Source organism: Micromonospora gifhornensis, assembly GCF_016863515.1.
Classification (GTDB): Bacteria; Actinomycetota; Actinomycetes; order Mycobacteriales; family Micromonosporaceae; genus Micromonospora; species Micromonospora gifhornensis.
The window spans coordinates 165102-191516 of sequence record NZ_BOPA01000011.1; the positions used below are offsets into that span (position 1 = coordinate 165102).

Annotated in this window: 21 protein-coding genes; 7 read left to right on the forward strand and 14 right to left on the reverse strand. The window is 71.9% G+C overall.

Annotation, left to right across the window (positions count from 1 at the left end; translation table 11 throughout):
• Nucleotides 1–960 (forward strand): 2,3,4,5-tetrahydropyridine-2,6-dicarboxylate N-succinyltransferase, encoded by a 960-nt coding sequence (dapD, locus tag Vgi01_RS07060; RefSeq protein WP_013735779.1) that lies wholly within the window; start codon nucleotides 1–3, stop codon nucleotides 958–960.
• A gap of 75 nt (nucleotides 961–1035) precedes the next feature.
• Here dapD and Vgi01_RS07065 read toward each other — a convergent pair whose 3' ends face one another.
• Nucleotides 1036–4371, reverse strand: coding sequence for a S8 family serine peptidase (locus tag Vgi01_RS07065; protein ID WP_204290495.1), 3336 nt, complete (start codon nucleotides 4369–4371; stop codon nucleotides 1036–1038).
• Between the two features lie 136 nt (nucleotides 4372–4507).
• On the opposite strand from Vgi01_RS07065, the gene Vgi01_RS07070 reads away from it, so the two are divergent.
• Nucleotides 4508–5065, forward strand: a complete 558-nt coding sequence (locus Vgi01_RS07070; RefSeq protein ID WP_204290496.1) for a sugar O-acetyltransferase — start codon at nucleotides 4508–4510, stop codon at nucleotides 5063–5065.
• A 139-nt stretch (nucleotides 5066–5204) separates the two neighbouring features.
• The gene (locus tag Vgi01_RS07075; RefSeq protein ID WP_239088828.1) at nucleotides 5205–7787 is read left to right on the forward strand and encodes a hypothetical protein; all 2583 of its coding nucleotides are present in this window, start codon (nucleotides 5205–5207) and stop codon (nucleotides 7785–7787) included.
• Here the strand turns inward: Vgi01_RS07075 and Vgi01_RS07080 are convergent.
• The 3 genes from Vgi01_RS07080 to Vgi01_RS07090 all read right to left on the reverse strand — a co-directional run bounded on the left by Vgi01_RS07080 (nucleotide 7764) and on the right by Vgi01_RS07090 (nucleotide 10140).
• Entirely contained in the window at nucleotides 7764–8411 is a 648-nt protein-coding gene (locus Vgi01_RS07080; protein WP_204290498.1) for a nucleoside/nucleotide kinase family protein, read from the reverse strand. The two genes, Vgi01_RS07075 and Vgi01_RS07080, sit on opposite strands and share 24 nt — an antisense overlap.
• Nucleotides 8411–9055 (reverse strand): SIMPL domain-containing protein, encoded by a 645-nt coding sequence (locus Vgi01_RS07085; RefSeq protein ID WP_204290499.1) that lies wholly within the window; start codon nucleotides 9053–9055, stop codon nucleotides 8411–8413. The genes Vgi01_RS07080 and Vgi01_RS07085 overlap by 1 nt, the downstream gene beginning before the upstream one ends.
• A gap of 68 nt (nucleotides 9056–9123) precedes the next feature.
• Nucleotides 9124–10140 (reverse strand): prephenate dehydrogenase, encoded by a 1017-nt coding sequence (locus tag Vgi01_RS07090; RefSeq protein WP_204290500.1) that lies wholly within the window; start codon nucleotides 10138–10140, stop codon nucleotides 9124–9126.
• Between the two features lie 242 nt (nucleotides 10141–10382).
• On the opposite strand from Vgi01_RS07090, the gene Vgi01_RS07095 reads away from it, so the two are divergent.
• A complete protein-coding gene (locus Vgi01_RS07095; RefSeq protein WP_204290501.1) occupies nucleotides 10383–12227 on the forward strand; it encodes a M48 family metallopeptidase in 1845 nt (614 codons plus the stop codon).
• Nucleotides 12228–12292: 65 nt separating this feature from the next.
• On the opposite strand, the gene dapC is transcribed toward Vgi01_RS07095, so the two are convergent.
• Nucleotides 12293–13402 (reverse strand): succinyldiaminopimelate transaminase, encoded by a 1110-nt coding sequence (dapC, locus tag Vgi01_RS07100; protein WP_275409882.1) that lies wholly within the window; start codon nucleotides 13400–13402, stop codon nucleotides 12293–12295.
• Complete coding sequence (gene fdxA, locus Vgi01_RS30500) at nucleotides 13399–13725, reverse strand: ferredoxin (RefSeq protein ID WP_007464872.1); 327 nt, start codon at nucleotides 13723–13725, stop codon at nucleotides 13399–13401. The genes dapC and fdxA overlap by 4 nt, the downstream gene beginning before the upstream one ends.
• A gap of 79 nt (nucleotides 13726–13804) precedes the next feature.
• On the opposite strand from fdxA, the gene Vgi01_RS07105 reads away from it, so the two are divergent.
• Nucleotides 13805–14773: a GNAT family N-acetyltransferase gene (locus Vgi01_RS07105; RefSeq protein ID WP_102658368.1), complete on the forward strand. Its 969-nt coding sequence runs from the start codon at nucleotides 13805–13807 to the stop codon at nucleotides 14771–14773.
• A gap of 92 nt (nucleotides 14774–14865) precedes the next feature.
• On the opposite strand, the gene Vgi01_RS07110 is transcribed toward Vgi01_RS07105, so the two are convergent.
• From Vgi01_RS07110 to mshB, 3 genes are all read right to left on the reverse strand, one after another.
• Nucleotides 14866–15330 (reverse strand): hypothetical protein, encoded by a 465-nt coding sequence (locus Vgi01_RS07110; protein WP_102658369.1) that lies wholly within the window; start codon nucleotides 15328–15330, stop codon nucleotides 14866–14868.
• A gap of 78 nt (nucleotides 15331–15408) precedes the next feature.
• Nucleotides 15409–15846 carry a hypothetical protein gene (locus tag Vgi01_RS07115; protein ID WP_204290503.1) on the reverse strand — a complete coding sequence of 146 codons (438 nt, stop codon included), beginning with the start codon at nucleotides 15844–15846 and terminating at the stop codon, nucleotides 15409–15411.
• 14 nt (nucleotides 15847–15860) lie between these two features.
• Nucleotides 15861–16787 carry an N-acetyl-1-D-myo-inositol-2-amino-2-deoxy-alpha-D-glucopyranoside deacetylase gene (mshB, locus tag Vgi01_RS07120; protein ID WP_204290504.1) on the reverse strand — a complete coding sequence of 309 codons (927 nt, stop codon included), beginning with the start codon at nucleotides 16785–16787 and terminating at the stop codon, nucleotides 15861–15863.
• 86 nt (nucleotides 16788–16873) lie between these two features.
• On the opposite strand from mshB, the gene Vgi01_RS07125 reads away from it, so the two are divergent.
• On the forward strand, nucleotides 16874–19018 hold the full coding sequence (locus Vgi01_RS07125) for a S9 family peptidase (RefSeq protein ID WP_204290505.1): 2145 nt from the start codon (nucleotides 16874–16876) through the stop codon (nucleotides 19016–19018).
• 1 nt (nucleotide 19019) lies between these two features.
• On the opposite strand, the gene Vgi01_RS07130 is transcribed toward Vgi01_RS07125, so the two are convergent.
• From Vgi01_RS07130 to Vgi01_RS07150, 5 genes are read right to left on the reverse strand one after another with little or no spacing between them, the layout of a single operon-like run.
• Nucleotides 19020–20762, reverse strand: a complete 1743-nt coding sequence (locus Vgi01_RS07130) for an ABC transporter substrate-binding protein (RefSeq protein WP_204290506.1) — start codon at nucleotides 20760–20762, stop codon at nucleotides 19020–19022.
• A 15-nt stretch (nucleotides 20763–20777) separates the two neighbouring features.
• Complete coding sequence (locus tag Vgi01_RS07135) at nucleotides 20778–21764, reverse strand: ABC transporter permease (protein ID WP_204290507.1); 987 nt, start codon at nucleotides 21762–21764, stop codon at nucleotides 20778–20780.
• Between the two features lie 5 nt (nucleotides 21765–21769).
• Nucleotides 21770–22762, reverse strand: a complete 993-nt coding sequence (locus tag Vgi01_RS07140) for an ABC transporter permease (RefSeq protein ID WP_204290508.1) — start codon at nucleotides 22760–22762, stop codon at nucleotides 21770–21772.
• The gene (locus Vgi01_RS07145; protein ID WP_204290509.1) at nucleotides 22759–23727 is read right to left on the reverse strand and encodes an ABC transporter ATP-binding protein; all 969 of its coding nucleotides are present in this window, start codon (nucleotides 23725–23727) and stop codon (nucleotides 22759–22761) included. Before Vgi01_RS07145 ends, Vgi01_RS07140 begins: the two co-directional genes overlap by 4 nt.
• Nucleotides 23724–24752, reverse strand: a complete 1029-nt coding sequence (locus tag Vgi01_RS07150; protein WP_102658376.1) for an ABC transporter ATP-binding protein — start codon at nucleotides 24750–24752, stop codon at nucleotides 23724–23726. Before Vgi01_RS07150 ends, Vgi01_RS07145 begins: the two co-directional genes overlap by 4 nt.
• A gap of 175 nt (nucleotides 24753–24927) precedes the next feature.
• Here Vgi01_RS07150 and Vgi01_RS07155 point away from each other — a divergent pair, with 175 nt between their 5' ends.
• Nucleotides 24928–26364 carry a TldD/PmbA family protein gene (locus Vgi01_RS07155; protein WP_102658377.1) on the forward strand — a complete coding sequence of 479 codons (1437 nt, stop codon included), beginning with the start codon at nucleotides 24928–24930 and terminating at the stop codon, nucleotides 26362–26364.
• Nucleotides 26365–26415: the final 51 nt, after the last annotated feature.

Sequence of the window (26415 nt, forward strand, 5' to 3'; positions counted from 1 at the left end):
GTGACGTCGACAGAATCCGCGTGGGGCATCGGCCTGGCCACCGTCACCGCCGATGACCAGGTGCTCGACACCTGGTACCCGACCGGCAAGCTGGGCCTGGGCGAGTTGCCGCTGGTGCCCGGCGAGGACGAGGCCGACGTACTGGATCTGCCGCCGGGAGCGCTCGGCGACCGGGCGCTGCCCGGTCTGCGTACCGTGCAGGTGGTGACGGTGATCGGCTCGCTGGCCGACCCGATCAAGGACGCGGCCGACGCGTACCTGCGGCTGCACCTGCTCTCCCACCGCCTGGTGCGGCCCAACCAGCTCAACCTCGACGGCATCTTCGGCAAGCTGGCAAACGTGGCCTGGACCTCCGCCGGGCCGTGCCCGCCGGAGCGGGTGGACGAGCTGCGCGTCATCGAGCGGGCCGCCGGCCGTCACCTGGCCGTGTACGGGGTGGACAAGTTCCCCCGGATGACCGACTACGTGGTGCCCTCCGGGGTGCGCATCGCCGACGCCGACCGGGTCCGCCTCGGCGCGCACCTGGCCAGCGGCACCACGGTCATGCACGAGGGCTTCGTCAACTTCAACGCCGGCACGCTCGGCACCTCGATGGTCGAGGGTCGCATCGTGCAGGGTGTGGTGGTCGGCGACGGCTCGGACATCGGTGGCGGCGCCTCCATCATGGGCACCCTCTCCGGTGGTGGCACGGACCGGGTGAGCATCGGCGAGCGCAGCCTGATCGGGGCGAACGCCGGGATCGGCATCTCGCTCGGCGACGACTGCGTGGTCGAGGCCGGCTGCTACATCACCGCCGCCTCGAAGATCACCCTGCCGGACGGTCGGGTGGTCAAGGCCCGGGAGCTTTCCGGCGTCGACGGGCTGCTGTTCTGGCGCAACTCGGTGAACGGCGCGCTGGAGGCCCGCCCGCGTACCGGCCGGGGCATCGAACTCAACGCCGCCCTGCACGCCAACGACTGAGGTGTAAGGAAGGGCCCCTTCCTAACGCCTCGCGTATAGGAAGGGGCCCCTCTTAACGAACGCCTGCCGCTCGGTTCACCGCAGGCGGTACGCCTGGATGATCCGCTGGGTCACCGTGCTGCCGGTGCTGTCCTGGGCGCTGGCCCGCAGCGACACGTGACCGGTGCCCCGCGGGTGCTTCACGACCGCCTGCCAGCCACTGCCGGCCTTGGTCACCTTCGCCTTCTGCCAGGTCTTCCCACCGTTGTAGGAGACGTCGACGGTCAGCGACGTGGTCCGCCCCTTCGGGGCACCCGCCTGACGTTGCACCTCGATCGGGATGACGAAGGCCCGGTTGGCCGGTGCGGAGTTCCGCGCGTCCAACGCAGGCGCGAAGCGGACCACGCTGACCGGCAGCCGCGCGTACTTGTCACCCCGGACATGGCCGGACCGGAAGGTCCACGCCACGCTGACCTCGGTGCTCAGGTCCGTGAAGCTGCGCTTGGCCGACGTCTCCAGCCGGTAGTTCGCCGTACCGGACGGCACCTCGAACTGCCCCCAGCCGTACTCCTCGCTCTCCCCGACCAGCTTGCCGTTGCGATACAACGCGGTACGCCCGGCGTCCGTCACCGAACCGCCGACGTGACCAGCCGCGTCGTGGTACAACCCCAGGGCCAACCCGATCACGTCACCCTGCCGGGTCACGCCGTCGTCCGGCCACCGAGGCGCCGGGAGCGAGGGCCCGTACGGTGCACCGTTCCAGGTCTCCTGGTAGTGCCGACCGGCCCGGTACGCCGTCGGCTCGGACCAGTAGGCGGCCACCAGATCCAGCCACGGCAGGTCCTCGACCGGCGTACCGAACGCCAGTTCGCCGAACCAGCGCACCTGCTTGGTGTTGTAGTACTCGACCCGCTGTCCCGGCACGGCGACCCTCGTCACGGCCGCCCAGCCGCCCAGGTCCGGTTCGAAGACCGGGTAGACAGCTCGCTCGGCCAACGTCCCGGAGTAGCCACCCTGGAACCGGTGGGTGACCTTGGCCAGGTCGCTGTAGCGGTAGTGCTTGGTCAAACCGTTGGGCAGCCGGCCCGGGAACTGTTCGCCCAGCCCGTAGAAGTACGTGCTGTTCGCCGCCTCCCAGTCGGTGAACTGACTCGACACCGAACTGACGAAACGGTCCGCCGGCACCGGTCGGCCGAGCTGCCCGATGGCAATACCACTGAAGTCGTCGCCGAGCGCACCGAAGCTGGCTGCGCCGAGGTCGCCGAGCAGGAAGGTCGCCTCGGCCGCGGCCAGCGCCGACGTCGCCGAACGGTCCGGCACGGTGAGCCGTACGGCGCCCGCCTTGCGTCCGTCGATGGTCACCGAGGTGTCCCGCTTCACCTCCAACTCCGGCCCGGCCATCATCGTCACCTGCTCGGTCGCTTCGTCGAACAGGTAACTGACCAGCCCGTACCGGCCCTTGGGCACCCGGAGCTCCGAGGTACCCGACGGGTCGTACGCGACGTACTCGTCGAAGTTCGCCAGCCCGAGCAGGAAGGTGAAGTGATCGCCTGCCACGGCACCGTCGCGACCCAGGTGCCTCAGGGTCACGTCGTAGCTCTCCACCTCCTTGTTGATTGCCAGCGGGGTGGTCACCACCGTGTCGCCGGAGCTGGCGAGCACCCGGCCGGTGTAGTGGCCGTCCGGGCTGTCGACGCTGGTGTCGGCCGTGACGGTGGCCGAGGCCGTACCGCCGGCCGGCACCACGACCTGCTGGGTGCTGAGCGAGAACATGCCGTCCGGGGCCGACTGCCCGCCGGGGCCGGTGGCCTGCACGGTCAGGTCCAGGGTGATCGCCGTACCGCCGGTGTTGCGCCAGCTCAGTTCCCGGGTGACCGGCTCGTCGTCGTCGTGCGGCCAGATGGTACGACCGAGCGAGACGCTCGCCGGTTCGCTGACCACGTACTGGTTGATCGCCCGCGCCACGTCGACCCGGCCGGCGCCCTGCTGGTACGCGGTCAGGTCCGGATGCGGCTGGGCCGAGGCCATGAGGATGCCCTTGAGCTGTGCCGCGGTGGCGTCGCCGCGCTGCTGGGCGAGCAGGGCCGCCGCACCGGCGACGTGCGGCGCGGACATCGAGGTGCCGGAGAGCGTGACGTAGTGCTCCCCGACCGGCTCACCGAGCTCGGTGCCGGCTCCCCGGGCCGCGACGATGTCCACCCCGGGTGCGGTGATCTCCGGCTTCAGCCCGTCGTCGCCGACGCGCGGGCCCTGGCTGGAGAAGTAGGCGAGTTCGTCGTCGCGGTCCACCGCGCCGACGGCGAGCGCGGCTTCCGCGCTGGCCGGCGAGCCCACGGAACCGGCCCGGCCGCTGTTGCCTGCCGAGATCACGAAGAGGGCGCCGGTCTGCTCGGTCAACGTGTTGACCGCCTCCTCCAGCGGGTCGATCGCGGGGCTGTCCGACCCACCCAGGCTCATGTTGATCACATCTGCCTGCTGGTCGACAGCCGCCCAGTGCATGCCGGCCAGGATGGCCGACTCGGTGCAGCCCCACTCCTCACAGACCTTGCCGTTCAGCAGTGTCGCGTCCGGGGCCACGCCCCGGTTGCGCCCACCGGAGGCGGCGCCGCTGCCGGCGATGGTCGCCGCGACGTGGGTGCCGTGCCCCACGAGGTCGCCCGCGTCCGCCTCCTCGGTGAAGTTCTGTGCCTCGGCGACCCGCCCGACCAGGTCCGGGTGGGCGGCGTCGACGCCGGTGTCCAGCACCGCCACGCGGACCCCCTGGCCGGTGTAACCGGCCTGGTGGGCGGCGGGCGCACCGATCTGCGGCACGCTGTGCTCCAGGGTCAGCTGCCGCCGACCGTCGAGCCAGACCCGCTCGACACCCCCCGCACCGTCGTGCCGAGCGGCGGCGCTACCGGCAAGGGCCGCCCAGAATTCACTTGTCCCCCGCTTGTCGGCGGTGGCCGCGACGCCCCCGATGGCGGCCAGGTCACGGGTGACGGTCACCCCGTCCGGGGCGGCCGCGCGACGGGCCGCAACCCCTGCCTGGTAGGTCATCAGCAGCGGCAGATGGTCCCGGCGGGCGTCGTCGTAGCCGGTGGCGATCAGACCGGCCACGTCGAACAGTCGACGGTCGACCCGACCGTCGCGAATCAGCGGCAGGGCGTCCTGCGGCACCACCCAGAGGTGGTCCTGCTGCCGTTGGGTGAGGAAGCGGATGCCGGACCGCCCCTCGGCCGGGCGTACGCTCGCCGCTCCGGACGCGCTGACGGTGACCCGGTCACCGGTGATCAGCGTGACGGTCGACTGTCCCGGCGCAGCCGGCCGGGCGGTGAGCTGGGCGGACTGCGGTGCGGCTGGCCCCGGCGGGGTGGCTGCGGCCGCCCCCGGCACCCCGAGCACCAGGGCCAGACTCAGCCCGATGGCGGTCAGTTTGCTCCTTCGTTGCAACTGATCCTCCTCTAGAGAACGTCTATCGATGTGAGGACATCGATGAAACCAGGGTTGCATACCGAGTATGCAAAAGGGAGTCAGAATTTCGACGAAGTTGAGTACGCGGCGCGCACCCGAGCGGCATGATCAGCCGATGAGATCCATGAAGGAGCGCATGCTGGCCGGCGAGCCCTACCTCGCCGACGACCCGGAACTCATCGCCGACCACCTGCGCGCCCTGCGCCTGCTGGAGAAGTTCAACTCCGGCTCCGTCGACCAACGCGAGGCCCGCCTGGCCGTGCTGCGCGAACTGCTCGGCGACCTCGGCGAGGAGACCTGGATCCGCCCACCGTTCCACTGTGACTACGGCTACAACATCCGGATCGGACCACGCAGCTTCGTCAACTTCCAGGCGGTCTTCCTGGACGTCGCACCGATCACCCTCGGCGCGGACGTGCAGGTGGGCCCGAACGTGCAACTGCTCACCCCGACCCATCCGGTGGAGCCGGAGCCGCGCCGCGCCAAGTGGGAGGCGGCCCGACCGATCACCATCGGCGACAACGCGTGGCTGGGCGGCGGCGCGATCGTCCTCGCTGGAGTGACGGTGGGTGACAACACGGTCATCGGCGCAGGGGCCGTGGTGACCCGGGATCTGCCGGCCAACGTCGTGGCGGTCGGTAACCCCGCCCGACCGGTACGCCAGATCGGCTGACCCAGACAACTACTTCTACCTGCACAAATACCGTCCCGGCGGTGGCACTCGACCCAGAAGTCAAGCACTCTGGGTATTGGAGCTATCACCGGGAGGTGTCACTGTGGGCGGCCGGATTCTCGAACTTCGCGTACACGGAGTGTCCAACACGCCTCCCGCCGACACCCTGGGACTGAGCTCGACCCCAGGCGGCGAGGCCGCCGCACCGCAACTCGTCGCCGGTGGCCCGATCACCGGCTTCTACCGCTCCGCCACCAGCACGCCGCTCGACCCGATCGCGGTCGAGGCGTACAGCTGGGGGCAGTTGACCTCGGGGGCACGGACGGCACGCGACGTCGAGCGAGCACTGTGGACACTGCTGCTGCCCTTCACCCTCGCCAACGTGGCGCTGCACGCCCGACCCGGCATCCCGCCGGACCCCAACACCGAACGGCTGGCCAGCCGGTCCGGGATCACCGCCTGGCTGATCCGGATGTTCTGCCTCAGCCTGACCTGCACTCCGGTGTTCGCGCTGACCACCGTCGGCGTCGACCTCATCGCCTGGCAGTGCGTGGACTCGGCCTGCCTGAACCGGCTGCCCGGGCCGTGGGACTTCCTCGCCAACCCCTGGTGGCGGCAGAGCGGCCGGTCGCTCGCGGCCGGGCTCACCGTCCCGCTCACCCTGATCGCGGTACTCGGCGTCGTCGCCTGGCGGACGTACCAGTACGAGGCGGTGATGCCCGCCGACCCGATGGACCCGCCGGTGCACCACACCCCCGGCCCGGTCGACGCCGAGCTGCCGGACGCCCAGCCGGTGCCGGAGCCGCCACCCCCGCCCGCGCCCGCCGGACCACTCGCCAGTCCGTTACAGGATCCGACCTTCTGGTGGGGTGAGGGACAACTACGCCGGGCCGCCGTCCTGCACCTGTGCACCGGGACCGTGGTCGCGGCAGCCATCCCGCTCGGCACGGTCCTGGTGCTCAGCCCGCCGCAGGGAGTTCAGGCGGTGATCGCCTGGACCAGCGTGCTGGTGCTCGTCGCGGTCGTGGTGATCACCCTGGTGGCGCTCACCCTGCCCAGCCTGACCCGGCGCGACGGGGCCACCCCGCTCGGCCGGTGGAGCATCGCCGTCATCGTGCTGACCGTGACCGGGTTGGCCGGCACCGTCCTGGTGCTGATGCTGCCCGACACCGGCGCCCAGCTCGCCGCCCTGCGCCCGCCACCCGGTTGCGCCAACCAGCCCACCCAGCCCGGCTGCCTGGAGGACCATTCGCTGCCCGGCATCGACCGGATCGCCGCCTGGTTCGTCACCGGTCAACTGCTGCTGCTCATCGCCATCGGCGCGACCTCCCGCTCCGGCCGCCGCGGTGGCGCCGCCCCCGCCGTCGCCACCGTGCTGCTGGTCGCCGGTGCCGCCTGGAGCCACGGCTGGCTACCCGCCGTCCCGGCGGCACCACTGGAGGTCTGGCAGATCGCCCTGCCGCTGCTGCTGCTCGCCGCGACCGGCCTGCTGCTGCCCCGGACCCGGATCGCCGAAGGCAAGCAGCCGCTCGGCCCGTACACCGACCTGACCTGGCGTGGCCAGGCACCCGCCGTCATCGCCGGCTTCGGCTGGCTGCTCTGCCTGGCCTACTGCGCCGGGCTGCTCTACTGGGTCACGAACCGGCTCAACGGCGGCAGCGTCCCCAGCGGCGCGGCACCGGTCGCCCCACCGACGCCGGTCACCTGGGGCGGGCTGCTCTTCGGTGCCGCGCTGCTGATGCTGACCGTGATCGTGATCCGTGCCATCGTGCTGTTCCGCCGGCTGCACCGCACGGAGTACGCCAAGCTGGCGGCCAGCGGGCCGCTCTCCGCCCACGATCTGCGCCGCGGCCGGGACGTGAGCACCCACCGCGCCCTGCATCGGCTGGTCGGCGAACACGCGCTGGGTCTGATCGGCTGGTACGCCGCCGCGCTGCTCGTGCTGGCCGTCGTCGGCTGTGTCGCCGTACTCTCCCCCGCCCCGCCGCACCCCGACCCGGCCACCGGCAGTTCCGCTGTGATGATCAAGCTCGTCGCCGACCTGGGCGACGCGCTGCTCGGCTGGCTGCCGGTGACGATCGCCGCCATGGGTCTGCTGGTCTACCGCAACAACACCGTCCGCCGATCGGTCGGCGTGGTCTGGGACGTCGGCACCTTCTGGCCCCGCGCCGCGCACCCGCTCGCCCCGCCCAGCTACGCCGAGCGGGCGGTGCCCGAACTGCTCACCCGCACCGCCGGCCTGCTCGCGCTTGCCGAACACGACCCCCGCCGGGTGGACGGCATCATCCTGTCCGGGCACAGCCAGGGCACGGTGATCTGCACCGCGGTCCTGCTCCAACTGCCCGAGCGCTGGCGGCGACAGATCTGGTTCTTCTCGTACGGTTGCCAGTTGACCCGCCTCTACGGCCGGATCTTCCCGGCGTACTTCGGACCGGACCGGTTGCCGGTGCTGACCGAGGCGCTGACCCGCTCGTGCGGTTCGATCGGCTGGACGAACTTCTGGCGGGACACCGACCCGCTCGGCTGGCCGGTCAGCGCCGGCGAACGCGACGTCCCCGTCACCGACCCGGAGGCGCTGCACCCCAGCGACGGCGAGGTGGCCGACCCGCCGATCCGCAGCCACAGCGGCTATCCGGAGGCCGCCGAGTTCCAGCGGGAACGCAGTCGGGTGGCCTGGCTGCTCCGCCGGGCCGTACCGTCACCCCGGCGGGGGCTCGGCTAGGCGTACCACCAGGTCGGCCCGGTCGGCGGTGCCGGTCACCAGCGCGGCGTTGACCTCGTCGCTGCCCAGCGCCCACGCCTGCGCCTCCTCGGTGGAGCGTCCGTACGCGACGTGCCGTTCGACCAGCCGCCGGTGCCGCAGCTCCGCGTCCAGATCGAGGAACCACGCCTCGTGCAGCAACGAGCGCACCTCGTCCCAGGGCCACTGCGGGACCAGCAGGTAGTTGCCCTCGGTCACCACCAGCCGGACCTCCGGCGGCACCTCGATCGCCCCGGCGATCGGCTCCTCCAGGTCACGGCGGAACTCGGGCGCCCAGACCGAGGTGGGCTCCTTGCGCTTGAGTCGACGCAGCAGCGAGACGTAACCGTTGGCGTCGAAGGTGTCGACAGCGCCCTTGCGCGTGGCCCGGCCGAGCCGGTGCAGCTCAGCCTGGGCCAGGTGGAAGCCGTCCATCGGCACCAGCCGGGCGGCCGGGCCGAGGGCCGCCACCACCTGCGCGGCCAGGGTGGACTTGCCGGCACCGGGCGCACCGGTGATGCCGAGCAGCTGACGAGGACCGGCGTCGGCGAGCGTACGGGCCCGGGCCAGCAACTCCTCGACCGGCAACACCTGGGCGGCGGGCATCAGGACAGCGCCGGCCGGGTGATCGCGAACCGGGCCCGCACGGCGGCGTGCACCTGCTGCGGCTGCGGGTCGAAGTCCAGCTGTGGCGGGCCGCCGGCGGTGGTCTCGGCGTCGAACGCCATCCGCATCATCTGCGGCTGGACGCTGCCGCCCTCGTCGGCCAACTCGATCAGATCGGTGACCTGGGCACCGAGCGCCTCCGCGTACTCGCGGGCGCGTTGCACCGCGTCGGTGAGCGCATCGTGGCGGGCCGCCCGGTAGGTCGGGCTGTCCGGGCGCAACGACCACCACGGACCGGCCACCTCGACCTGATCCTGGTCGGCCAGGCGCAGCATCACCTCGCCGAGGGCGGTGAAGTCGGTGACCGTCACCGTGGTCACCACCGAGCCGTGCCAGGCCACCACCCGCTCGCCGGAGCGCCGGGTCTCGGGCCGCACCCGCAGGTCCCCGGTTTCCCGACGATCGATCGACGACTCGGCGGCGTCCAGCAGCACCCGGATCGCGGCGGCCCGCTCGGCCAGCCGGGTCAGGACGACTTCCCGGTCGCGGTCCCGGGCCAGCGCGGTGACCGTGAACTGGGCAACCTCGGGATCGACCTCACGGTAGGCCTCGCCGCGTACCGTCACCACCGGTCCGTCCACCATGCCCTCACCCTAGCGGCGGGGCTCGCGCCACGCCCACCGATGCGACCGTAGGGCGTAGTGATCGCAGGTCAGGCCGGTCGTGGACGCTGCGCCCGGTAGGAGACGACGTCGCCGTCCACCCGGCAGGCACTCAGGTGCCCACCGGCCGCACCCAGCGCACCCAACCAGGCCACCTCGTCGGCGGGTGCACCTGCCAGCGGGAACGACCGGTCCTGCTCGGCGTGGGGCCGGTCGGCCAACCCCTGACGGGCGGCGGCGGCCTCGGCGTACCGGGCGGTGAGCAGTTCGGGCTCGTCGTCCCGCAGCGCCCTGGACAACTCGTCGAGGTAGCCGGTCACCTCGGCCAACGCGGCCAGCACCTCGGCCCGGTTGCCCCGCAGCATGTTCGTCGTCCGCTGCGGCGGCGTGCCGGCCACCCGGGTGCCGTCGCGGAAACTGCCCGCGGCCAGGGTGAGCACCGCGTCGCGCAGCGCAGACCGCTCGGCCGCACCGGCCAACGCCCCGGCGAGCAGATGCGGCACGTGGGAGGCGAACGCGACCACCCGGTCGTGCCGATCCGCCGCCATCGGCACCACCCGGGCGGCGAAGACCTCGGTGATCAGGGCGGTGAGTCGACGGAACGCGGCAAGCCCGTCCCGGGCCGGGCAGAGCACCCAGGCGGCCCCGGCGAACAGGTCCGGCACCGCCGCCGACAGCCCGGCCCGGTCGGTGCCGGCCATGGGATGACCGGGCACGAACCGGTGGGTGAGGCCCTGCGCCGCGGCGAACGCCGCCAACTCCGCCTTGGTGCTGCCGACATCGGTGAGCAGACAGTCCTCGCCGGTCAGCCCGGCGACCTCGACAAGCGTCGCCGGCAGGGTGGGCAGTGGCCCGCCGAGGAAGACCACGTCCCGGTCGGCCACCGCGTCGGCCAACAGGTCGGCGGTGGGTACGCCGAGCGCCCGAGCCTGCCTGCGGGTCGCCTCGTCCGGGTCCCAGCCGATCACGTCCAGCCCGGCGGCGTGCAGCCGGAGCAGCACCGAACCGCCGATCAGACCGGTGCCGAGCACCGCCGCGCGCAGTCCTGCGCCGGCCCTGACCACCATCGCGTACCTCGGCGTCCCGTGTCGGGCGCGGACCCGTCCGGCCCCGCGCACAGTCCCGGCCGAGGATATCGCCCGGACCAGCCGGTGTCGGGCCCGCCGCCGTGGGCCTACGACAACGACACCTGCCCGATCGAGGCGGCGCGATGTTGGGCCGTACGGGGGATATCGAAGAAGTCGATCAAGCCAATAGCTTTCCCCCGCTACCGCCCGACGCGGGCGATTCTGCACGGGGGAGGACACTCATGGCAGCAACCTACCGGGCTCTCGCCTCGGTTCTCATGTTGATCGGCTTCTACGTGGTCGCGCTGCTCCAGCTCGTCGCCGTCGGCGCGCTGTTCTACTTCATCGCCACCAAGGGCAACGGCCTGGCGGCCACCAAGCTGATGTTGCCGCTGGTCATCGCGCTGGGCGCGGTGGCCGTCGGGCTCTGGAAGGCGATCCGCACCAGCCACGAACCGGCACCCGGCCTGGTGCTCGACGAACGGGACGCGCCCCAGCTCTGGTCCACCGTTCGTGAGCTGGCCACCGCGGTCGGCACCCGGGCGCCGGACGAGATCCGGCTGGTACCCGAGGTGAACGCGGCGGTCGGCGAGGAGAGTCGCCTGCTGGGACTGGTCGGTGGCCGGCGCACGCTCTACGTCGGTCTGCCTCTGCTGCAGGGGCTGCGGGTCGACCAGTTCCGCTCGGTGCTGGCCCACGAACTGGGTCACTACTCGGGCAAGCACACCCGCCTCGGCGAAGTGGCCTACCGGGGCCGGGTGGCGATCGGCACCACCATCGAACGGATCAAGCCCCGCAACCCGGTCGGCTGGATCTTCAAGGGTTACGCCAAGCTCTACCTGCTTGTCGACAACGCCGCCTCGCGGCGTCAGGAACTGGAGGCCGACCGCGCGTCGGTCCAGCTCGCCGGCCACGAGGCGGCCGCCTCCGCGCTGCGTAGCCTGCCCGCGCTCGACTCCGCCTGGAACTTCTACATGGGCGCGTACGTCGAGTCCGGCTGGGAGGCCGGGCTGGCGCCGGACGACCTCTTCGGTGGCTTCGGTCAACTGCTCCAGGGCCGACGGGAGCAGCTTGAGAAGCTCCGTGCGGAGACGCCGGACCGGGAGACGTCACGCTGGGACACCCACCCGCCGATCGGCGTCCGGATCGACGCGATGGCACAACTGCCGCTCGTCGCCGGGGCAGCTGACGAACGTCCGGCTGCGAGCATGCTCACCGACGTCTCCGGCGCCGGCCGCCGACTGCAGAGCATCGTGATCGAGCAGGGCGACCGCCAGGTGCTGCCGTGGCCCGATTTCACCCACGCCGCCATCACCGCCGGTCAGCAACGTCAGGTGGACGGGATCTACCGGGCTGCGGGCCGGTTCACCGGCGCGGCCACGCCGGGCCTGACGACCGTTCTCGACCTGGTACGGGACCGCCGGCTCGGCGAATTCGCCGAACAGTTCTTCGACGACGCCACCGGCGAGGAGGCCGCGGTCAGGTTCGCCGGGCCGATGGAGCTGTTGCTGAGCAACGCCGCCATCCGTGCCGACCGCGCCCGCTGGCTGCTCTCCTGGACCGGTCCGGCGCAGTTCGTCGGCGTCGACGGCGAACCGCTGCACCTCGCCGAGATCGCCAAGCTCGCCGTCGACCCGCAGACCCTGGACGAGGCGCTGGCCCGGCTCACCGAACTCGGCGTCGACGTGACCGTGGCGACAGTCGTGCAGGCCCGGGCCAACGCCGACAACGCCGGGGTGATCGGCGCCATCGGCAACGTGAAGATCGACGGTACGGAGCACGACCTGCTGATCCTCGACCGTGGCCTGATCCTGGTCGGAGACCCGGGCAAGGCACGTGACGGGGAGAAGCGACTCACCGAACTGCTGGAGTCGACGCCGATCTCGCAACTCGCCCGCTGGCACCAGTTCCTCCCCTACGAGGAGGTGACGTCGGTGACGGTGACCAGGGAGATCCCGCTCAAGGCCGAGCTGACCCTGCACGACGGTCGCGTCCTCGCCCTGCAGGAGCTCTACGGCAGCGTCCTGCTGGAGCGCCGCAGCCGGGACAACCTGCTGCGGGTCTTCGAGCGCATCAACGGCGCCTGACTGCGCCGTCCTCCCCGCCGATCCGGCAGGTCAGCGGGATCGGCGGGGAGGAACGTGCGGGTCGGTCAGAGCTCGGCGAGGCGGGCGGCGACGGCGGCGATCCGCTCGTCGGACTCGGTGAGCGCGGCCCGGACGTACTGGCGGGCACCGGGACCGTAGAAGACACCGGCGGCGACCAGGATGCCCCGTCGGGCCAGCCAGTCGACGGTGTCCCAGCAGTCCTCGTCGCGGGTCAGCCAGAGGTAGAGCCCCGCCTCGGAATGCTCGACCCGGAACCCGGCGTTCGTGAAGGCCGACCACAGCGTCTCGCGTCGCGCGCGGTAGCGCTCCCGCTGCTCGGCGGCGTGTTCTTCGTCACTCAGGGCGGCCACCATCGCCGCCTGCACGGGTGCCGGCACGATCATCCCCGCGTGTTTGCGGATCTTGAGCAGCTCCGCCACCAGGGCCGGATCGCCCGCCACGAATCCCGCTCGGTAGCCGGCGAGGTTGGATCGCTTGGACAGCGAGTGCACCGCCAGGACCGAGTCGTACGAGTCGCCGCAGACCTCAGGCGCAAGCACCGACACCGGTTGCGCCGTCCAGCCCAACGGCAGGTAGCACTCGTCGCTGGCGACCACCGCGCCACGCTCCCGCGCCCAGTCCACCACCTTGCGCAGGTGACTGACCGGCAGCACCCGCCCGGTCGGGTTACCCGGAGAGTTCACCCAGACGAGGCGTACCCGGGAGGTCGGCCCGACCGCGGTCAACGAATCGGCGCGTACGGTGGTGGCCCCCGCCAGCCGAACCCCGTCCTCGTAGGTCGGGTAGGCGACCGAGGGCACCACCACCACGTCGCCCGGCCCCAGCCCGAGCAGGGTGGGCAGCCAGGCGACCAACTCCTTCGAGCCGATCGTCGGCAGCACCCCGAGCCCGTCCGGCCGGGCACCACAGGAGCGGATCACCCAGGCGGTGATCGCCTCCCGTAGCGCGACGGTGCCGGCCGTCAACGGATAACCCGGAGCGTCGGCCGCGTCGGCCAGCGCCCGCTGGATCACCTCCGGGACCGGGTCGACAGGCGTACCCATGGACAGGTTGATCAAGCCGCCCGGGTGCGCCGCGGCCAGTACGGCCGCGGCGTCCAGGGTGTCCCAGGTGAAATCAGGTAGCCGTGCCGAAACCGGCGCGGGCCGGTTCAGTGCCCCTCGCCGCGCGGCGGCTGCGCGGCGACGAAGGTCGCGTCCTTCTCCACCTTGCCGATCTTCGAAGCGCCCCCGGGCGAGCCCAGGTCCTCGAAGAACTCGTAGTTGGCGCCGGTGTAGTCCTTCCACTGCTCCGGAACGTCGTCCTCGTAGAAGATCGCCTCTACCGGGCAGACAGGCTCACAGGCACCACAGTCGACGCACTCGTCGGGGTGGATGTAGAGCATCCGATTGCCCTCGTAAATGCAGTCGACCGGGCATTCCTCGATGCATGCCTTGTCGAGCACATCCACGCACGGCTCGGCGATGATGTAGGTCACCGGTCTTCTCCTCCGCAAGACACGCCGCGATCACCCGCGACGCTAAGAGCCTAGTATCTCGTCGGGGAGGAGGTCGATCGTGCTCGGAGAGCAGGATTTAGGACACCGGATCGTGGTCCGACGCGTGGTGGGCATCCGCGCCGGTCGTCCGGTCTTCTCCGACGCTCTCGGCGAATTGGTCGAAGTGACCGATTCCTACCTCACCCTGACCACCCGTACCGGGCAGCTGCGCGTCCCGATGGCGGAGGTGCACCGCGCGAAACGGGTACCGCCGACGCGACGCCCGGCGGCCGACGCCGTGATCGAGGTGGAACTCGCCGCCGACGAGGCCTGGCCGGCACCCACCCGCGCCCGGCTCGGTGGCTGGCTGCTGCGAGCCGCCGACGGCTGGACCGGACGGGCCAACTCCGCCCTCCCGGTCGGCGATCCGGACCGACCGCTGCCGGCCGCGCTGGACGCGGTCGAGCGCTGGTACGCCGACCAGGGCCAGCCGCCGCTGGTCACCACTCCCCTGCCGCTGGCCGCACCGGTCGGCGCCGAACTCGACAGGCGCGGCTGGGACAGCCGCCCGCCGGTGCTGGTGCAGACCGTCGGGCTGACCGTCCTCACCACCCCACCCGACGCGGCACCGCAGGACGCGCGCCCGGCCGTCATCGAGCTTGCCGGGGCACCCTCGGACGAGTGGCTCGCGGTGGCGGCCAGCCGCAAGGGCGGGCTACCCGCGGCCGCCCGGCACGTGCTCACCGCCGTGGACCAGGTCCGCTTCGCCCACGCGTACGTCGACGGGACGCTGGTGGCCGTCGGCCGGGGCACGGTGACCGGGCAGGGCCGCTGGCTGGGGCTGTCGTTGATCGAGGTGCTGCCCGCCGCCCGTGGTCAGGGTCACGCCACCGCCGTGACCCGGGCGCTGGGCCGGTGGGCCGAGGCGGCGGGCGCGACCGACGCCTTCCTCCAGGTGGAGCAGCACAACACCGCCGCGGTCGCGCTCTACCGCAAGCTCGGCTTCACCACCCACCACACCTACCGCACCCGCTTCACCCCAGGCTGACCAGCGTCAGCGTCAGCACCCGGCGGGCGTCCAGGCCAGCGCACGGCAGTCGCCCACGCCAGCGCACGGCGGTCGCCAGCGCACGGCGGTCGTCAGCGGCGCACGATGCGGCGGGGCTTGACCCCGCCGGACTCGGCGTACCGCTGCAGCCGCCGCGAGCGGTAGTCCCGGCCCAGCGTGGTGAGCAGCAGGTGACCCAGGATCGCGCCGAGGCTCGTCGCCACCAGGTAGAGCAGGATCTGCCAGAAGAACGTGGCGCTGCCACCGCCGAACGGGTTCTGGCCGACCAGCAACGGCCCCACCAGCATGGTCAGCGCGAGCGCCATGCCGATCGCGGCGGCGACCTCCACGCCCCACTGCGCCGGTGGCCGCGACTGCCCCCAGGCGACCGCGGTCCCCGCCAGGATCAACCCGATCACCACGAACATCCCGAGCGTCACTCGGTCGGCGGCCGCCTCGTCACCGTCGAAGCCGAACCGGATGATCAACCGGGCGACCACGTTGACTGCGAACAGCGCAATCGTCAATGCTCCGACTGCGCGCCACCGCTGACCCATCGCACGCCTCCCGCCGTACCCGTCCGCCCTCGTGGCGGACTCCTGGCAGGAATATCTACCACTCGCGCCGTGTCGGCGTCACCGACCGGATGCCGCAGGCCCCGCGACGATCGACCGGAACGCCATCACCGCGAAGGCCATCACGCCGGCCACCACCAGGATCAACCCGACCCAGTTGCCGATCAGCAGCACGTCACCCTCGTTGGTCCGATCGGCGGCGGCCACCATGATCACCACCCAGGGCACCGCAGGCAGGGCCACCGCCCAGCGCCGCCCCACCGCCTCGATGGCGAACCAGCTCAGCGTGACGTTCACGACCACCGCCACGAGCGCCGCCAGGCCGACCAGGTAACCGCCGATCCGCAGCGGCGCGAGCAGCAACTCCAGGACCGCCGTGACCGCACCGGCGACGACGACCACGACCCCGCCGGCAACCCGCAGCCCGACGTCGAGGAACCGCGACACCCGCGTGGACCGAGGCGGCGGCGGCAGTTGCTCCTGCGGGGCGACGGACATCGCGGCGGGCGAGGTCACCGTTGACCGGCCGAGACGACCGCTGTCGGCTGGGAGGCCCCGCCGACGTCCAGCCCGGAGAACAGGTCGGCTTCCCAACCGTACGGGCCGCTGCCCGGACCCTTCGCCCCCACCGCGAGGGTGAAGTACTCCACCCCCATGAACTCGGCGCCGAAGTTGCCGGCGATGGTGTAGAGCCAGGAGGTGGCCGGGATCTGGGTGGCGTGGGCCCGCATCGCCGCCTCCTTCGCCGCATGCTGCTCGGTGGCGTCGATCCGCGCCGCGATCTGCTCGTCCGGCGTGCAGAACGGCAGCTCGGTCGCGTCGGTGATGCCGGCGAACGGATTGTCCGACGACTCCTCGAAGTGCGTCATGCCCGCCTCCAGGACGCTCTGCGGCATCGCCGTCCAGTAGACCTTCGCCGGGGCGAGGCCCTCCTGCGCGGCCAGCTCGATCGCCCGCATCGTCACCCGGTTGGCCTGGATGTGGTCCGGGTGGCCGTAGAACCCATTCTCGTCGTACGTGATGACGACCTGTGGGCGGATCTCGCGGATGACCTCCAGCAGGTAACCGGCGGCCTCGTCGAGGTCGGCCTGCCAGAACGCGCGGGGATGCTGGTTGGTGGACAGGCCCATCATGCCGGAGTCCCGGTAGCGGCCCGCCCCGCCGAGGAAGCGGTGGTCGGTGACGCCGAGTGCGGCGCACGCGCCGGCCAGCTCGGCGATCCGGTACCCGCCGAGCTGATCCGCCTCGGCGGCGGCGAGCCCGGCCAGCTCCGGGACGTGGATCTCACCCTCCTCACCCAGGGTGCAGGTGATCAGGGTGACGTGAGCACCCTCGGCCGCGTAGTGGGCCATCGTCGAACCGGTGCCGATGGACTCGTCGTCGGGGTGCGCGTGGACCAGCAGCAGGCGGCGGTCAGGCAGCGTCGTCACGACGGTCACTCTAACCGGCGGTTTGTCCGCGCCAGCCCTGACGCGTCCGCTCAGGTCGGTCACATCGCGCTGCCCACGGGCCTACCATCTGGCCTGTGGACTTTCCCGAGCTGGCCGCCCGCACCCGCCGGTTCAGCCATGGGGCGCCGCGCGCCGTCACCGTGGCCGACGACGGCGCCCGGGTGATCTTCCTACGTTCCAACGGCCCCGAGGACCCGGCCGACGCGCTGTGGCAACTGGACGTCGCCACCGGCGAGGAGTGGCTGGTCGCCTGCCCGGTGACCCTGCTCGGCGCGGAGGCCGACCTCGCCGCGCTGAGCCCCGGGGAGCGGGCCCGCCGTGAGCGGCTCCGGCTGACCGCCGCCGGCATCGGCTCGTACGCCCTCGACGCCGCCGGGCGAGTGGCGGTGTTCGCGCTGGCCGGCCGGTTGTTCCGGGCCGACCTGGTGCACGGCGACGTGATCGAGGTGCCCGCCGTCGGGCCGGTCCTCGACCCCCGGCCGGACCCGACCGGTCAGCGGCTGGCGTACGTGACCGACGAGGCCGAGGGCGTACGCCGGGGTCAGTTGCGGGTCGTGGACGCCGACGGCACCGACAGCATCCTCGCCGGCGAGGACTCCGGGGTGGTCTGGGGACTTGCCGAACACATCGCGGCCGAGGAGTTCCGACGGCACCGGGGCTACTGGTGGGCACCGGACGGTCGTTCGGTGCTGGCCGCCCGGGTCGACGAGACCCGCCTGCCGCACTGGCACCTGCACGATCCGGCGCAGCCGACAAGCCCGCCGACAAGCGTCGCGTACCCGGTGGCGGGTGGCCCGAACGCCGAGGTCAGCCTGCACCTGCTCGACCTCGACGGCGGCTGGGTCGACGTGCACTGGGACCGGGAGACCTACCCCTACCTGACGGCGGTGCACTGGGCCGAGGGCCCGCCGCTGATCACCGTGTTGCGCCGCGCGCAACAGCACGGGCTGGTGCTCGCCATCGACCCGCGTACGGGTGAGACGCAGGTGCACGCCGAGTTGGCCGACCCGCGCTGGGTGGAGCCGATCGCGGGCACCCCGGCGCACCTGCCCGACGGGCGGGTGCTGGTCGGCGGCGAACTCGCCCACGACGGGTACGACGCCCGCTGCCTCTTCGCCGACGGCACCCTGCTCACCCCGCCGTCGCTGTACGTACGCCGGGTGGTCGGCCGGCTGGCCGCGATAAGCGGTCCGGCGGACCTGCTGGTGGAGGCAAGCGACGGTGAGCCGAGCGAGCAGCACCTGTTCCGGGTGCGCACCAGCATCGGCGGCGGGGTGGACGCCCGCCGGCTGACCAGCGACTCGGGCTGGCACACCGCCGCGGTCGGCGGTGACGTGCTTGTCATCGGTACTGCCTCGCTTGATCACGCCGGGATCCGGTGGACCGTCCAGCAGGGCGACCGGGAGGTGGCCACCCTGCGGTCGCTCGCCGCCACCCCGAGCTACTCCCCGCTGCCCCTGCTGGAACGGGTGACCGACCGGCGGCTGCCCTCGGCGGTGCTCTACCCGGACAACCACGTCAGCGGTCGGCGTCTGCCGGTGCTGCTGGACATCTACGGCGGGCCGGGCCACCAGGAGGTGGTGGCCGCGCGGGCGGCGTGGCTGGAGCGGCAGTGGTGGGCCGATGCCGGCTTCGCGGTGGTGGTGGTCGACAACCGGGGTACGCCGGGCGTCGCCCCGTCGTACGAGAAGGCCATCCATCGGCGGGTGGCGGACGTGATCCTGACCGACCAGGTGGAGGCGTTGCACGCGTTGGCCGCCAAGCATCCGGATCTGGACCTGGACCGGGTGGCGGTGCGCGGCTGGTCGTTCGGCGGCTGGCTGGCCGGCCTGGCGGTGCTGCGCCATCCGGAGCTGTTCAAGTGCGGGATCGCCGGCGCACCGGTCACCGACTGGGCCCTCTACGACACCGCGTACACCGAGCGTTATCTGGGCATGCCCGACGACGGCCTGGACGTCTACGCCCACCACTCGCTCGTTGAGCTGGCCGCCGAGCCGGTCACCGACCCGGCCGACGCCCGGCCGCTGCTGCTGGTGCACGGCATGGTCGACGACAACGTGGTGGCCGCGCACACGCTGCGCCTGTCGGCGGCGTTGCTGGCCGCCGGCCGACCGCACTCGGTGCTGCCGCTGCCCGGCGCGACCCACATGGCCGCCGGTGGCATCTCCGAACGCCTGCTCCGCCTGGAACTCGACTTCCTCCGCACCCACCTGGAGTAGCTCAGGGCTTGACGTGGGCGTCGATCAGGCAGGGGTAGCCGAAGACGCTGGAGACGAAGACACCGCCCACCTTCGAGCCGTGTACGAGGTATGCCACGTCGACGTAGAGCGGCACCACCGGCGCGTGCTCCCGCATGATCCGCTCGTCGAGGCCGGCCCACTGCGGTGCCTGCGCGGCCGGTGGTAGGGCGAGGATCCGGTCGAACTCGGCGCTGATCGCCGGGTCGTCGAAGTACGACTCGTTGGTGTTGCCCGCGACCTTGATGCCGCGTCCGTCGTAGAGCACCGGCAGGATCGCCGCGCCGCTCGGCCAGTCGGCCGCCCAGGAGCTGAGGTACAGGTCCCAGGGGTTGTCCCGCTTCTTGATCTCGTCGAGTTTGGCGTCGTCCGGGATCGCCCGCATCGTGATCTTGAAGCCGGCCCGTTCCAGGTTCCCCTTGAGCTGCGTCGCCAGCTGCTGCTCGACCGAACTGTCGGCAGCGCCGAGAACCAGCTCCGGAGTCTGCCCGCCGAGCAGTTCCCGGGCCCGGTCCGGATCGCCGTTCGGGCCCGCCGGATAGGCGTCGTACGCCCGGTGGCCGATCGTGGCCGGCGGCATGAGCGTGGTGTTCGGCGCGGCCACGTGCGGTCCGCCGAGCACCTTGACCAGGCCCTCCCGGTCGATGGCGTAGTTGAGCGCCTGACGTACCCGCAGGTCGGTGACCCGCTGGTTGTTGATGACCAGATGGTTGGCGGTGGGGGTCGGGGACAGGATCGTCCGGGACCGCAGCGCGGCGTCGCCCGCGACCCGGGAGACGAGCGAGGCGGGGACGAAGTCCCACGACAGGGCGGCCTGATCGGCGCCGTTGTCGGCGATCACCCGGTTCGCCGCCGTGTCCGTGCTCGGGCCGAAGCTCCAGACGAACCGGTCCGGGTACTGGTGGCGGACCGGGTCGGTGGCCGGATCCCAGTGCTCGTTGCGCTCCAGCACGATCTCGACACCGGCCTGGAAGCGGGTCACCTTGTACGGCCCGGACGAGAACGGCGCGTGACCGAGGTTGATCCCGGTGTCCCGGTCCGCGGGCAGCGGCGCGGTGCTCGGCAACGACGCCGCGAACGGCAGGTCGCAGCGCGGCCGGGCGAACTCGAAGCGCAGCGTACGGTCGTCGGGCGTGGTCAGTCCCGGTGGCAGTGCGGTGCGGTTGGCCGCGAAATCCCACGCGGTGTCGTACTGCGGCGTGTCGGCGAGCCATTCCTGCAGGTAGGTGGGGCCGCCGGTGAGGTCCGGGTCGAACGAGCGGGCGATGCCGTACGCGATCTCCTTCGCGGTGACCGGGCGACCGTCCTCGAACCGCACCCCGTCCTTGATCTTGAACTCCCAGACCGTGCAGTCGTCCTCGACGTTGCTGCCGGGCGTCTCGGCGAGGTCGCCGACCAGCACCAGGTTGCCCTGGCCGTCGTCCTTCCAGGTGGTCAGGGAGCGGGCGAACAGCGGTGCGGCCATCAGGCCGGCGAACGAGTACGTCCGCTGCGGGTCGAGGTGGGAGAGGGGTGTCTCCCGGATGATGGTGAAGGTGCCGCCAGCCCGGGCGCCCGGCACCTCGGGGGCCGGGCCCCACGAGTCCTTCGGGTCGGTGGCGATGACCCCGGTCTGTTGTCGGCCGGTGTCCACGGTGCTGCTCCCACCGGTGTTCGCAGAGCAGGCGCCGAGCACCGCCACCAGTGTGGTCGCGGTGCACAGCGCAGTCGCCAGGCGTGATCTCACGTTGCCTCCACCCGTTCAGCCGAGCCGTACGCGCGGGTCGATTGCCGCGTACAGCAGATCCACAAGCAGGTTCGCCAGCACCACGAAGACCGCCGCGACAAGCACCGTCGCCATGATCATCGGCAGGTCGCCGGCGCGTACCGCATCCACCGCCGCCCGGCCCAGCCCTGGCAGACCGAAGGTCGTCTCGGTGATCACCGTGCCGCCGAGCGCCGCGCCGACGTCCAACCCGGCGACGGTGACCACCGGCGCGATGGCCGCGCGCAGCGCGTGTTTCCCGTACACCCGGGTGTTGCTCAGGCCCTTGGCCCGCGCGGTACGGACGAAGTCCTCGCTCAGCGTCTCCAGCAGCTGCGCCCGGAACAGCCGGGCGTAGATCGCGGAGTACAGGAAGGCAAGCGAACACCAGGCGAGCACCAACCCGCCCGCCCAGCGCAACGGGTCGGTCGCCAGCGGTGTGTACGCCGGCACCGGCAACCAGCGCAGCGTGTAGACGAAGACCAGCAGCAGCACCGCGCCCACGACGTACAACGGCACCGAGGCCCCGGTCAGCGAGAAGCCGATCGCCGCCCGGTCCCACCAGCTGCCGGGACGCAGCGCGGAGACCATGCCCAGGCCGACGCCGAGCAGCAGCCATCCGATCGCCGCCGGCACGACGATGCTCACCGTCACCGGCAGCACCCGGGCCAGGGTGTCGGTGACCGCCTCGTTGTTCACGTACGACCAGCCCAGGCAGGGCGCGTCACAGCGGCCACCCTGCGCGCCACCCAGATCCCGCCCGGCGACGATGCCCTTCAGGTAGTTCGCGTACTGGTCGACGAGCGGATCACGCAGGCCCAACTCCTGGCGGACCCGTTCCAGCCGCTGCGGATCGCAGTTCTTCGGGCACATGCCGCTGACCGGGTCGCGGGGCAGCGCGAAGAACATTCCGAAGGTCAGCACGCTCACCGTGAACAGGGTGAGCACGGCGCCGAGCGCCCGCTTCAGCAGAAACCGCAGCACGTCGACTACCTCGCCGACCTGGGGTCGAGCGCGTCGCGCAGCGCGTCGCCGAACAGGTTGAACGCGAACACCAGGGCGACGAGCGTGCCGCCGGGGAAGAGGACGAACGCCGGGTCGGTCTGCAGGTAGTCGAGGCTCTGGTAGATCATCCGGCCGAAGCTGGGCGTCGGTTCGGTCAGCCCGACACCGATGAACGACAGGGCCGCCTCGCCGGTGACGAACTGCGGCACCGCGAACGAGAAGGACACCAGGATCGGTGCCCAGGTGTTCGGCAGCAACTGCCGCACCAGCAGATGACCCAGCCCGGCCCCGCTGGCCCGGGCCGCCGCCACGAACTCCCGCTCGCGCAGCGCGATGACCTGCCCGCGTACCAGCCGGGCAGTGCTGGTCCAGCCGAACACGGCGAAGATTGCGATCAGCACGCCGACTCCGAAGGACGGCGGCACCTCGTCGCGCTGCCCGTAGAAGCGCAGCGCCAGGGTCGGGGTCAGGGCCAGCGCGACGATCAGGAAGGGCATGGCCAGGGTCAGGTCGGTGAGCCAGCTGACCACCGCGTCGAGCCAGCCGCCGAGGTACCCGGCCAGCCCGCCGAGCGCCGCCCCGATCAGGGTGCTGAGCACCGCCGCCGTGCAGGCGACGAAGAACGACGTACGCAGGCCGTACACCAGGCGGATGAAGATGTCCCGCCCGAGCCCCGGCTCCAGCCCGAAGAAGTGCTCACCGGAGACACCACCGGCGTGACCGAGGGGCATGCCGAACCCGTCCAGCCGGCGCTGGAACTGGTCGTGCGGACCGATGCCGTACGCCGCCTCGATCAGTGGCGCGGCCAGCGCCACCAGCACGAACAGCACAAGCACCGCCGCGCTGACCAGGGCGGTGCGGTCGCGGCGCAGCCGCATCCAGGCGAGTCGGCCCGGTGAGCGGCCCACCGTCCGCCCCGCCGGAATCGGATCGCCGGTCCCGGTCCGCAGCGTCCCGTCCACCGGCGAAAGGCTCACGCCGACGCCCCGGCGGGAAAGTGGCAGGCGGTCGCCTGGTTGCCGCCGTCGCGCCGGATCAGCGCCGGCTCCTGCACCGCACACCGCTCACGGGCGCTCGGGCAGCGGGTCCGGAACCGGCAGCCCGACGGCGGATCCAGCGGGCTGGGCACCTCACCGGTCAGCCGGACCCGCCCGGCCCGGTCGCGCCGCGCCACGTCCGGCACCGCCGACAACAACGCCCGGGTGTACGGATGCTGCGGACGCCGGCAGATGTCGTCCCGGTCGCCGATCTCGACGATCCGGCCGAGGTACATCACCGCGATGCGCTGGCAGAAGTGCCGGACCACGGCCAGGTCGTGGGAGATGAGGACGAACGCCAGGCCGAGTTCGCGTTGCAGCCGGCGCAGCAGGTTGACCACCTGGGCCTGGACCGACACGTCCAGGGCGGAGACCGGCTCGTCGGCCACCACCAGCCGTGGCCCGGTCGCCAGGGCGCGGGCGATGCCGACGCGTTGGCGCTGACCGCCGGAGAACTCGTGCGGGTAGCGGTTGTCGTGCTCCGGGTCCAGGCCGACAAGTTCCATCAGCTCCCGCACCCGGGCCCGGATGCCGTCCGGCGGAGTGATCCGGTTGACCTGTAACGGCATCGCGATGATCTGGCCGGCGGTGTGCCGAGGGTTCAGCGAGGCGTACGGATCCTGGAAGATGATCTGCATCTGCGGCCGGAGCGGACGCAACGCCCGCCGCCCGGCACGGCTGATGTCCTGTCCGGCGAACTCGATGCGCCCTCCGGTCGGCTCCAGCAGCCGCACCAGCAGCCGGGCGGTGGTGCTCTTGCCGCAGCCGGACTCCCCGACCAGGCCGAGTGTCTCGCCCGCCCGCACCTCGAAGTCCAGCCCGTCCACCGCCCGCAGCAGGCCGCCGCGTACCGGAAAATGCTTGGTCAGCCCACGCACCCGCAGCAGCGGCTCGCCGGCCGTCATCGCGTCACCCCGGCAAAGTCCCGGGCGTACCGCCGGGCGCGCTGCTCGTCGCCGAGGTGGCAGGCCACCCGGTGGCCGGGTGCCCCGGCGCTACGCAACTCGGGTCGCTCGACCCGGCAGCGGCCGTTCGTGTCCGCGGCGTAGCGGCAGCGTGGGTGGAAGGCGCAGCCGGCCGGCACGTCGGTCAGGCTCGGCGGGCTGCCCGCGATCGCCGCCAGGTCCGTCGCCGGGTCGCCGTGCCACGATGGCACGCTGGAGAGCAACCCCCAGGTGTACGGATGCTGCGGCCGGCGCAGCACCTGCTCGGCGCTGCCCTGCTCGACGGCCCGGCCGGCGTACATCACAAGCACGTCGTCGGCGACCTGGGCGACCACCCCGAGATCGTGGGTGACCAGCAGGATCGCGGTGTCGAACTCGACCTGAAGGTCGGCCAGCAGGTCCAGGATCCGGGCCTGCACGGTGACGTCCAGCGCCGTCGTCGGCTCGTCGGCGATCAGCAGGGCCGGATCGTTGACAAGCGCCATGGCGATCATCGCCCGCTGTCGCATGCCACCGGAGAACTCGTGCGGATACTGGTCGTAGCACCGTTGCGGCTGCGCAATGCCCACCCGGCCGAGCAGCTCCACCACGTGTCGCCGGGTCTGCGCCCGACCGGCCCGCCGGTGATGCACCCGGTACGCCTCGGCGATCTGCCGACCGACCGGATAGTACGGGTGCAGCGCCGACAGCGGATCCTGAAAGATCATCGCCATGTCCCGGCCGCGCAGCCGGCGCACCTCGGCCTCCGGTCGGCCGACCAGTTGACGCCCGCCGAGGGTGATCCGCCCGGCGACGGTGGCCTGCCGGGCGTCGAGCAGACCGAGGACGGCCAGCGCGGTGACGCTCTTGCCCGAGCCGGACTCGCCGACCACCGCGAGGGTGCGCCCGCGCTGCACTGCGAACGAGAGACCGTCGACGGCGCGCACCGCCCCGTCGCGGCCGGTGAAGCTGACCCGTAGGTCGTCGACGCACAGATAAGGGACCACAATCGCTCCCTCCGCGCCCCCGAGGAAGGGAAACTACAGCAGAACCGTGAGAGCCGAAAATAAGTTACGCACCCCTTGCTGCTCGGACAGGATCGCACGCATCCGATCGGCCTCGCTGACCCGCTCGTCGCACCACTGTGCTGACGTTTGTCGGCGACTCGCCTAGGGTCGGATCATGAGCGAGTTCGACGCGGCATCCGCCGCGGTACAGGCCGCCCTCGACGCGGGCGCCCGGTATGCCGACGCCCGGGTGATGCACCGACGCTACGAGTCGATGTCGGCGCGCAACGGCGAGATCGAGGCGTTGACCCAGGACGAGAGCGTCGGTCTGGGCGTACGCGCCCTGGTCGGTGCGAGCTGGGGTTTCCACGCCGTACCGGAACTGTCCGACCGGGCCGCCCGCGACGCGGGCCACCGGGCCGCGCGGACCGCCGCCGCGAGTGGCCTGGTGCCGGGCCCGAGAGTCGACCTCGTCGCCGGCACGCCGGCCACCGCGAGCTGGTCGTCACCCTGCACGGTGGACCCACTCGGCGTCTCCCTGGCCACAAAGGGTGACCTGCTGGTGGCCGCCACCACCACAATGGCCGATCATGGCGCCGACCTCGCCGAAGGGCTCTACCAGGTCTGGGACACCACGAAGTGGTTCGTCTCCAGCGAGGGCCACCGCATCGACCAGCACATCCGCGAATGCGGCGGCGGCATCTCGGCCACCTCGATCGGTGAGAACGAGACGCAGCGCCGGTCGTGGCCGAGCTACCGGGGCCAGTACGGCACCACCGGCTGGGAACTTGTCGACTCGCTCGACCTGACCGCCCATGCGGCGCGCGTCGCCGAAGAGTCACGGGAGCTGCTGACCGCGCCGCTCTGCCCGGCCGGCGAGACGGACCTGATCCTCGGCGGCGAGCAGTTGGCGTTGCAGATCCACGAGTCCGTCGGGCACGCCATCGAGCTGGACCGCATCCTCGGCTGGGAGGCGGCCTTCGCCGGCACCTCGTGGCTGGACCTCGCCCAGCTCGGCTCGCTGCAGTACGGCTCGGAGCTGATGAACATCACGATCGACCCGACCATCCCGGGCGCACTGGGCAGCTTCGGCTACGACGACGAGGGCTCACCGGCGGTGCGGCGCGACGCGGTGCGCGCCGGGCGGTGGGTGGGCGTGCTGGCCGGGCGGGACTCGGCCGCCGTCGCGGGCCTGGACTACGGCGGCAGCGTACGCGCCGACGGCTGGGCGCGGCTGCCGATGGTGCGGATGACGAACGTCGGCCTGGAACCGGGCCCGCACACGCTTGACGAGATCATCGCCGCCACCGACGAGGGGGTGCTGATGGACATCAACCGGTCCTGGTCCATCGACGACAAGCGGCTGAACTTCCAGTTCGGTTGCGAGATCGGGTGGGAGATCCGCAACGGCCGGCGCGGGCGGATGCTGCGCAACCCGACGTACACCGGCATCGGGCCGAGGTTCTGGCGCTCGATGGACATGCTCTCCTCCGAGATCGTCCCGTGGGGCACGCCCAACTGCGGCAAGGGCCAACCCGGCCAGATCGGGCACACCGGCCACCCGGCCGCCCCGGCCCGCTTCCGCAACGTCCGAGTGGGAGTCAAGGCGTGAGCGCGAGGAGTGAGCCGTTCCTGCGAGCCCCGCAGTCGCGAACGAAGAGTG

What these genes read in the sequence shown, in the direction of transcription:
- Vgi01_RS07070 (WP_204290496.1), top strand. Translation starts at nt 4,508, where the DNA reads ATGAGATCCATGAAGGAGCGCATGCTGGCCGGCGAGCCCTACCTCGCC.
- Vgi01_RS07080 (WP_204290498.1), bottom strand. Translation starts at nt 8,411, where the DNA reads ATGCCCGCCGCCCAGGTGTTGCCGGTCGAGGAGTTGCTGGCCCGGGCC.
- Vgi01_RS07085 (WP_204290499.1), bottom strand. Translation starts at nt 9,055, where the DNA reads ATGGTGGACGGACCGGTGGTGACGGTACGCGGCGAGGCCTACCGTGAG.
- Vgi01_RS07090 (WP_204290500.1), bottom strand. Translation starts at nt 10,140, where the DNA reads ATGGTGGTCAGGGCCGGCGCAGGACTGCGCGCGGCGGTGCTCGGCACC.
- Vgi01_RS07095 (WP_204290501.1), top strand. Translation starts at nt 10,383, where the DNA reads ATGGCAGCAACCTACCGGGCTCTCGCCTCGGTTCTCATGTTGATCGGC.
- Vgi01_RS07110 (WP_102658369.1), bottom strand. Translation starts at nt 15,330, where the DNA reads ATGGGTCAGCGGTGGCGCGCAGTCGGAGCATTGACGATTGCGCTGTTC.
- Vgi01_RS07115 (WP_204290503.1), bottom strand. Translation starts at nt 15,846, where the DNA reads ATGTCCGTCGCCCCGCAGGAGCAACTGCCGCCGCCGCCTCGGTCCACG.
- Vgi01_RS07145 (WP_204290509.1), bottom strand. Translation starts at nt 23,727, where the DNA reads ATGACGGCCGGCGAGCCGCTGCTGCGGGTGCGTGGGCTGACCAAGCAT.
- Vgi01_RS07155 (WP_102658377.1), top strand. Translation starts at nt 24,928, where the DNA reads ATGAGCGAGTTCGACGCGGCATCCGCCGCGGTACAGGCCGCCCTCGAC.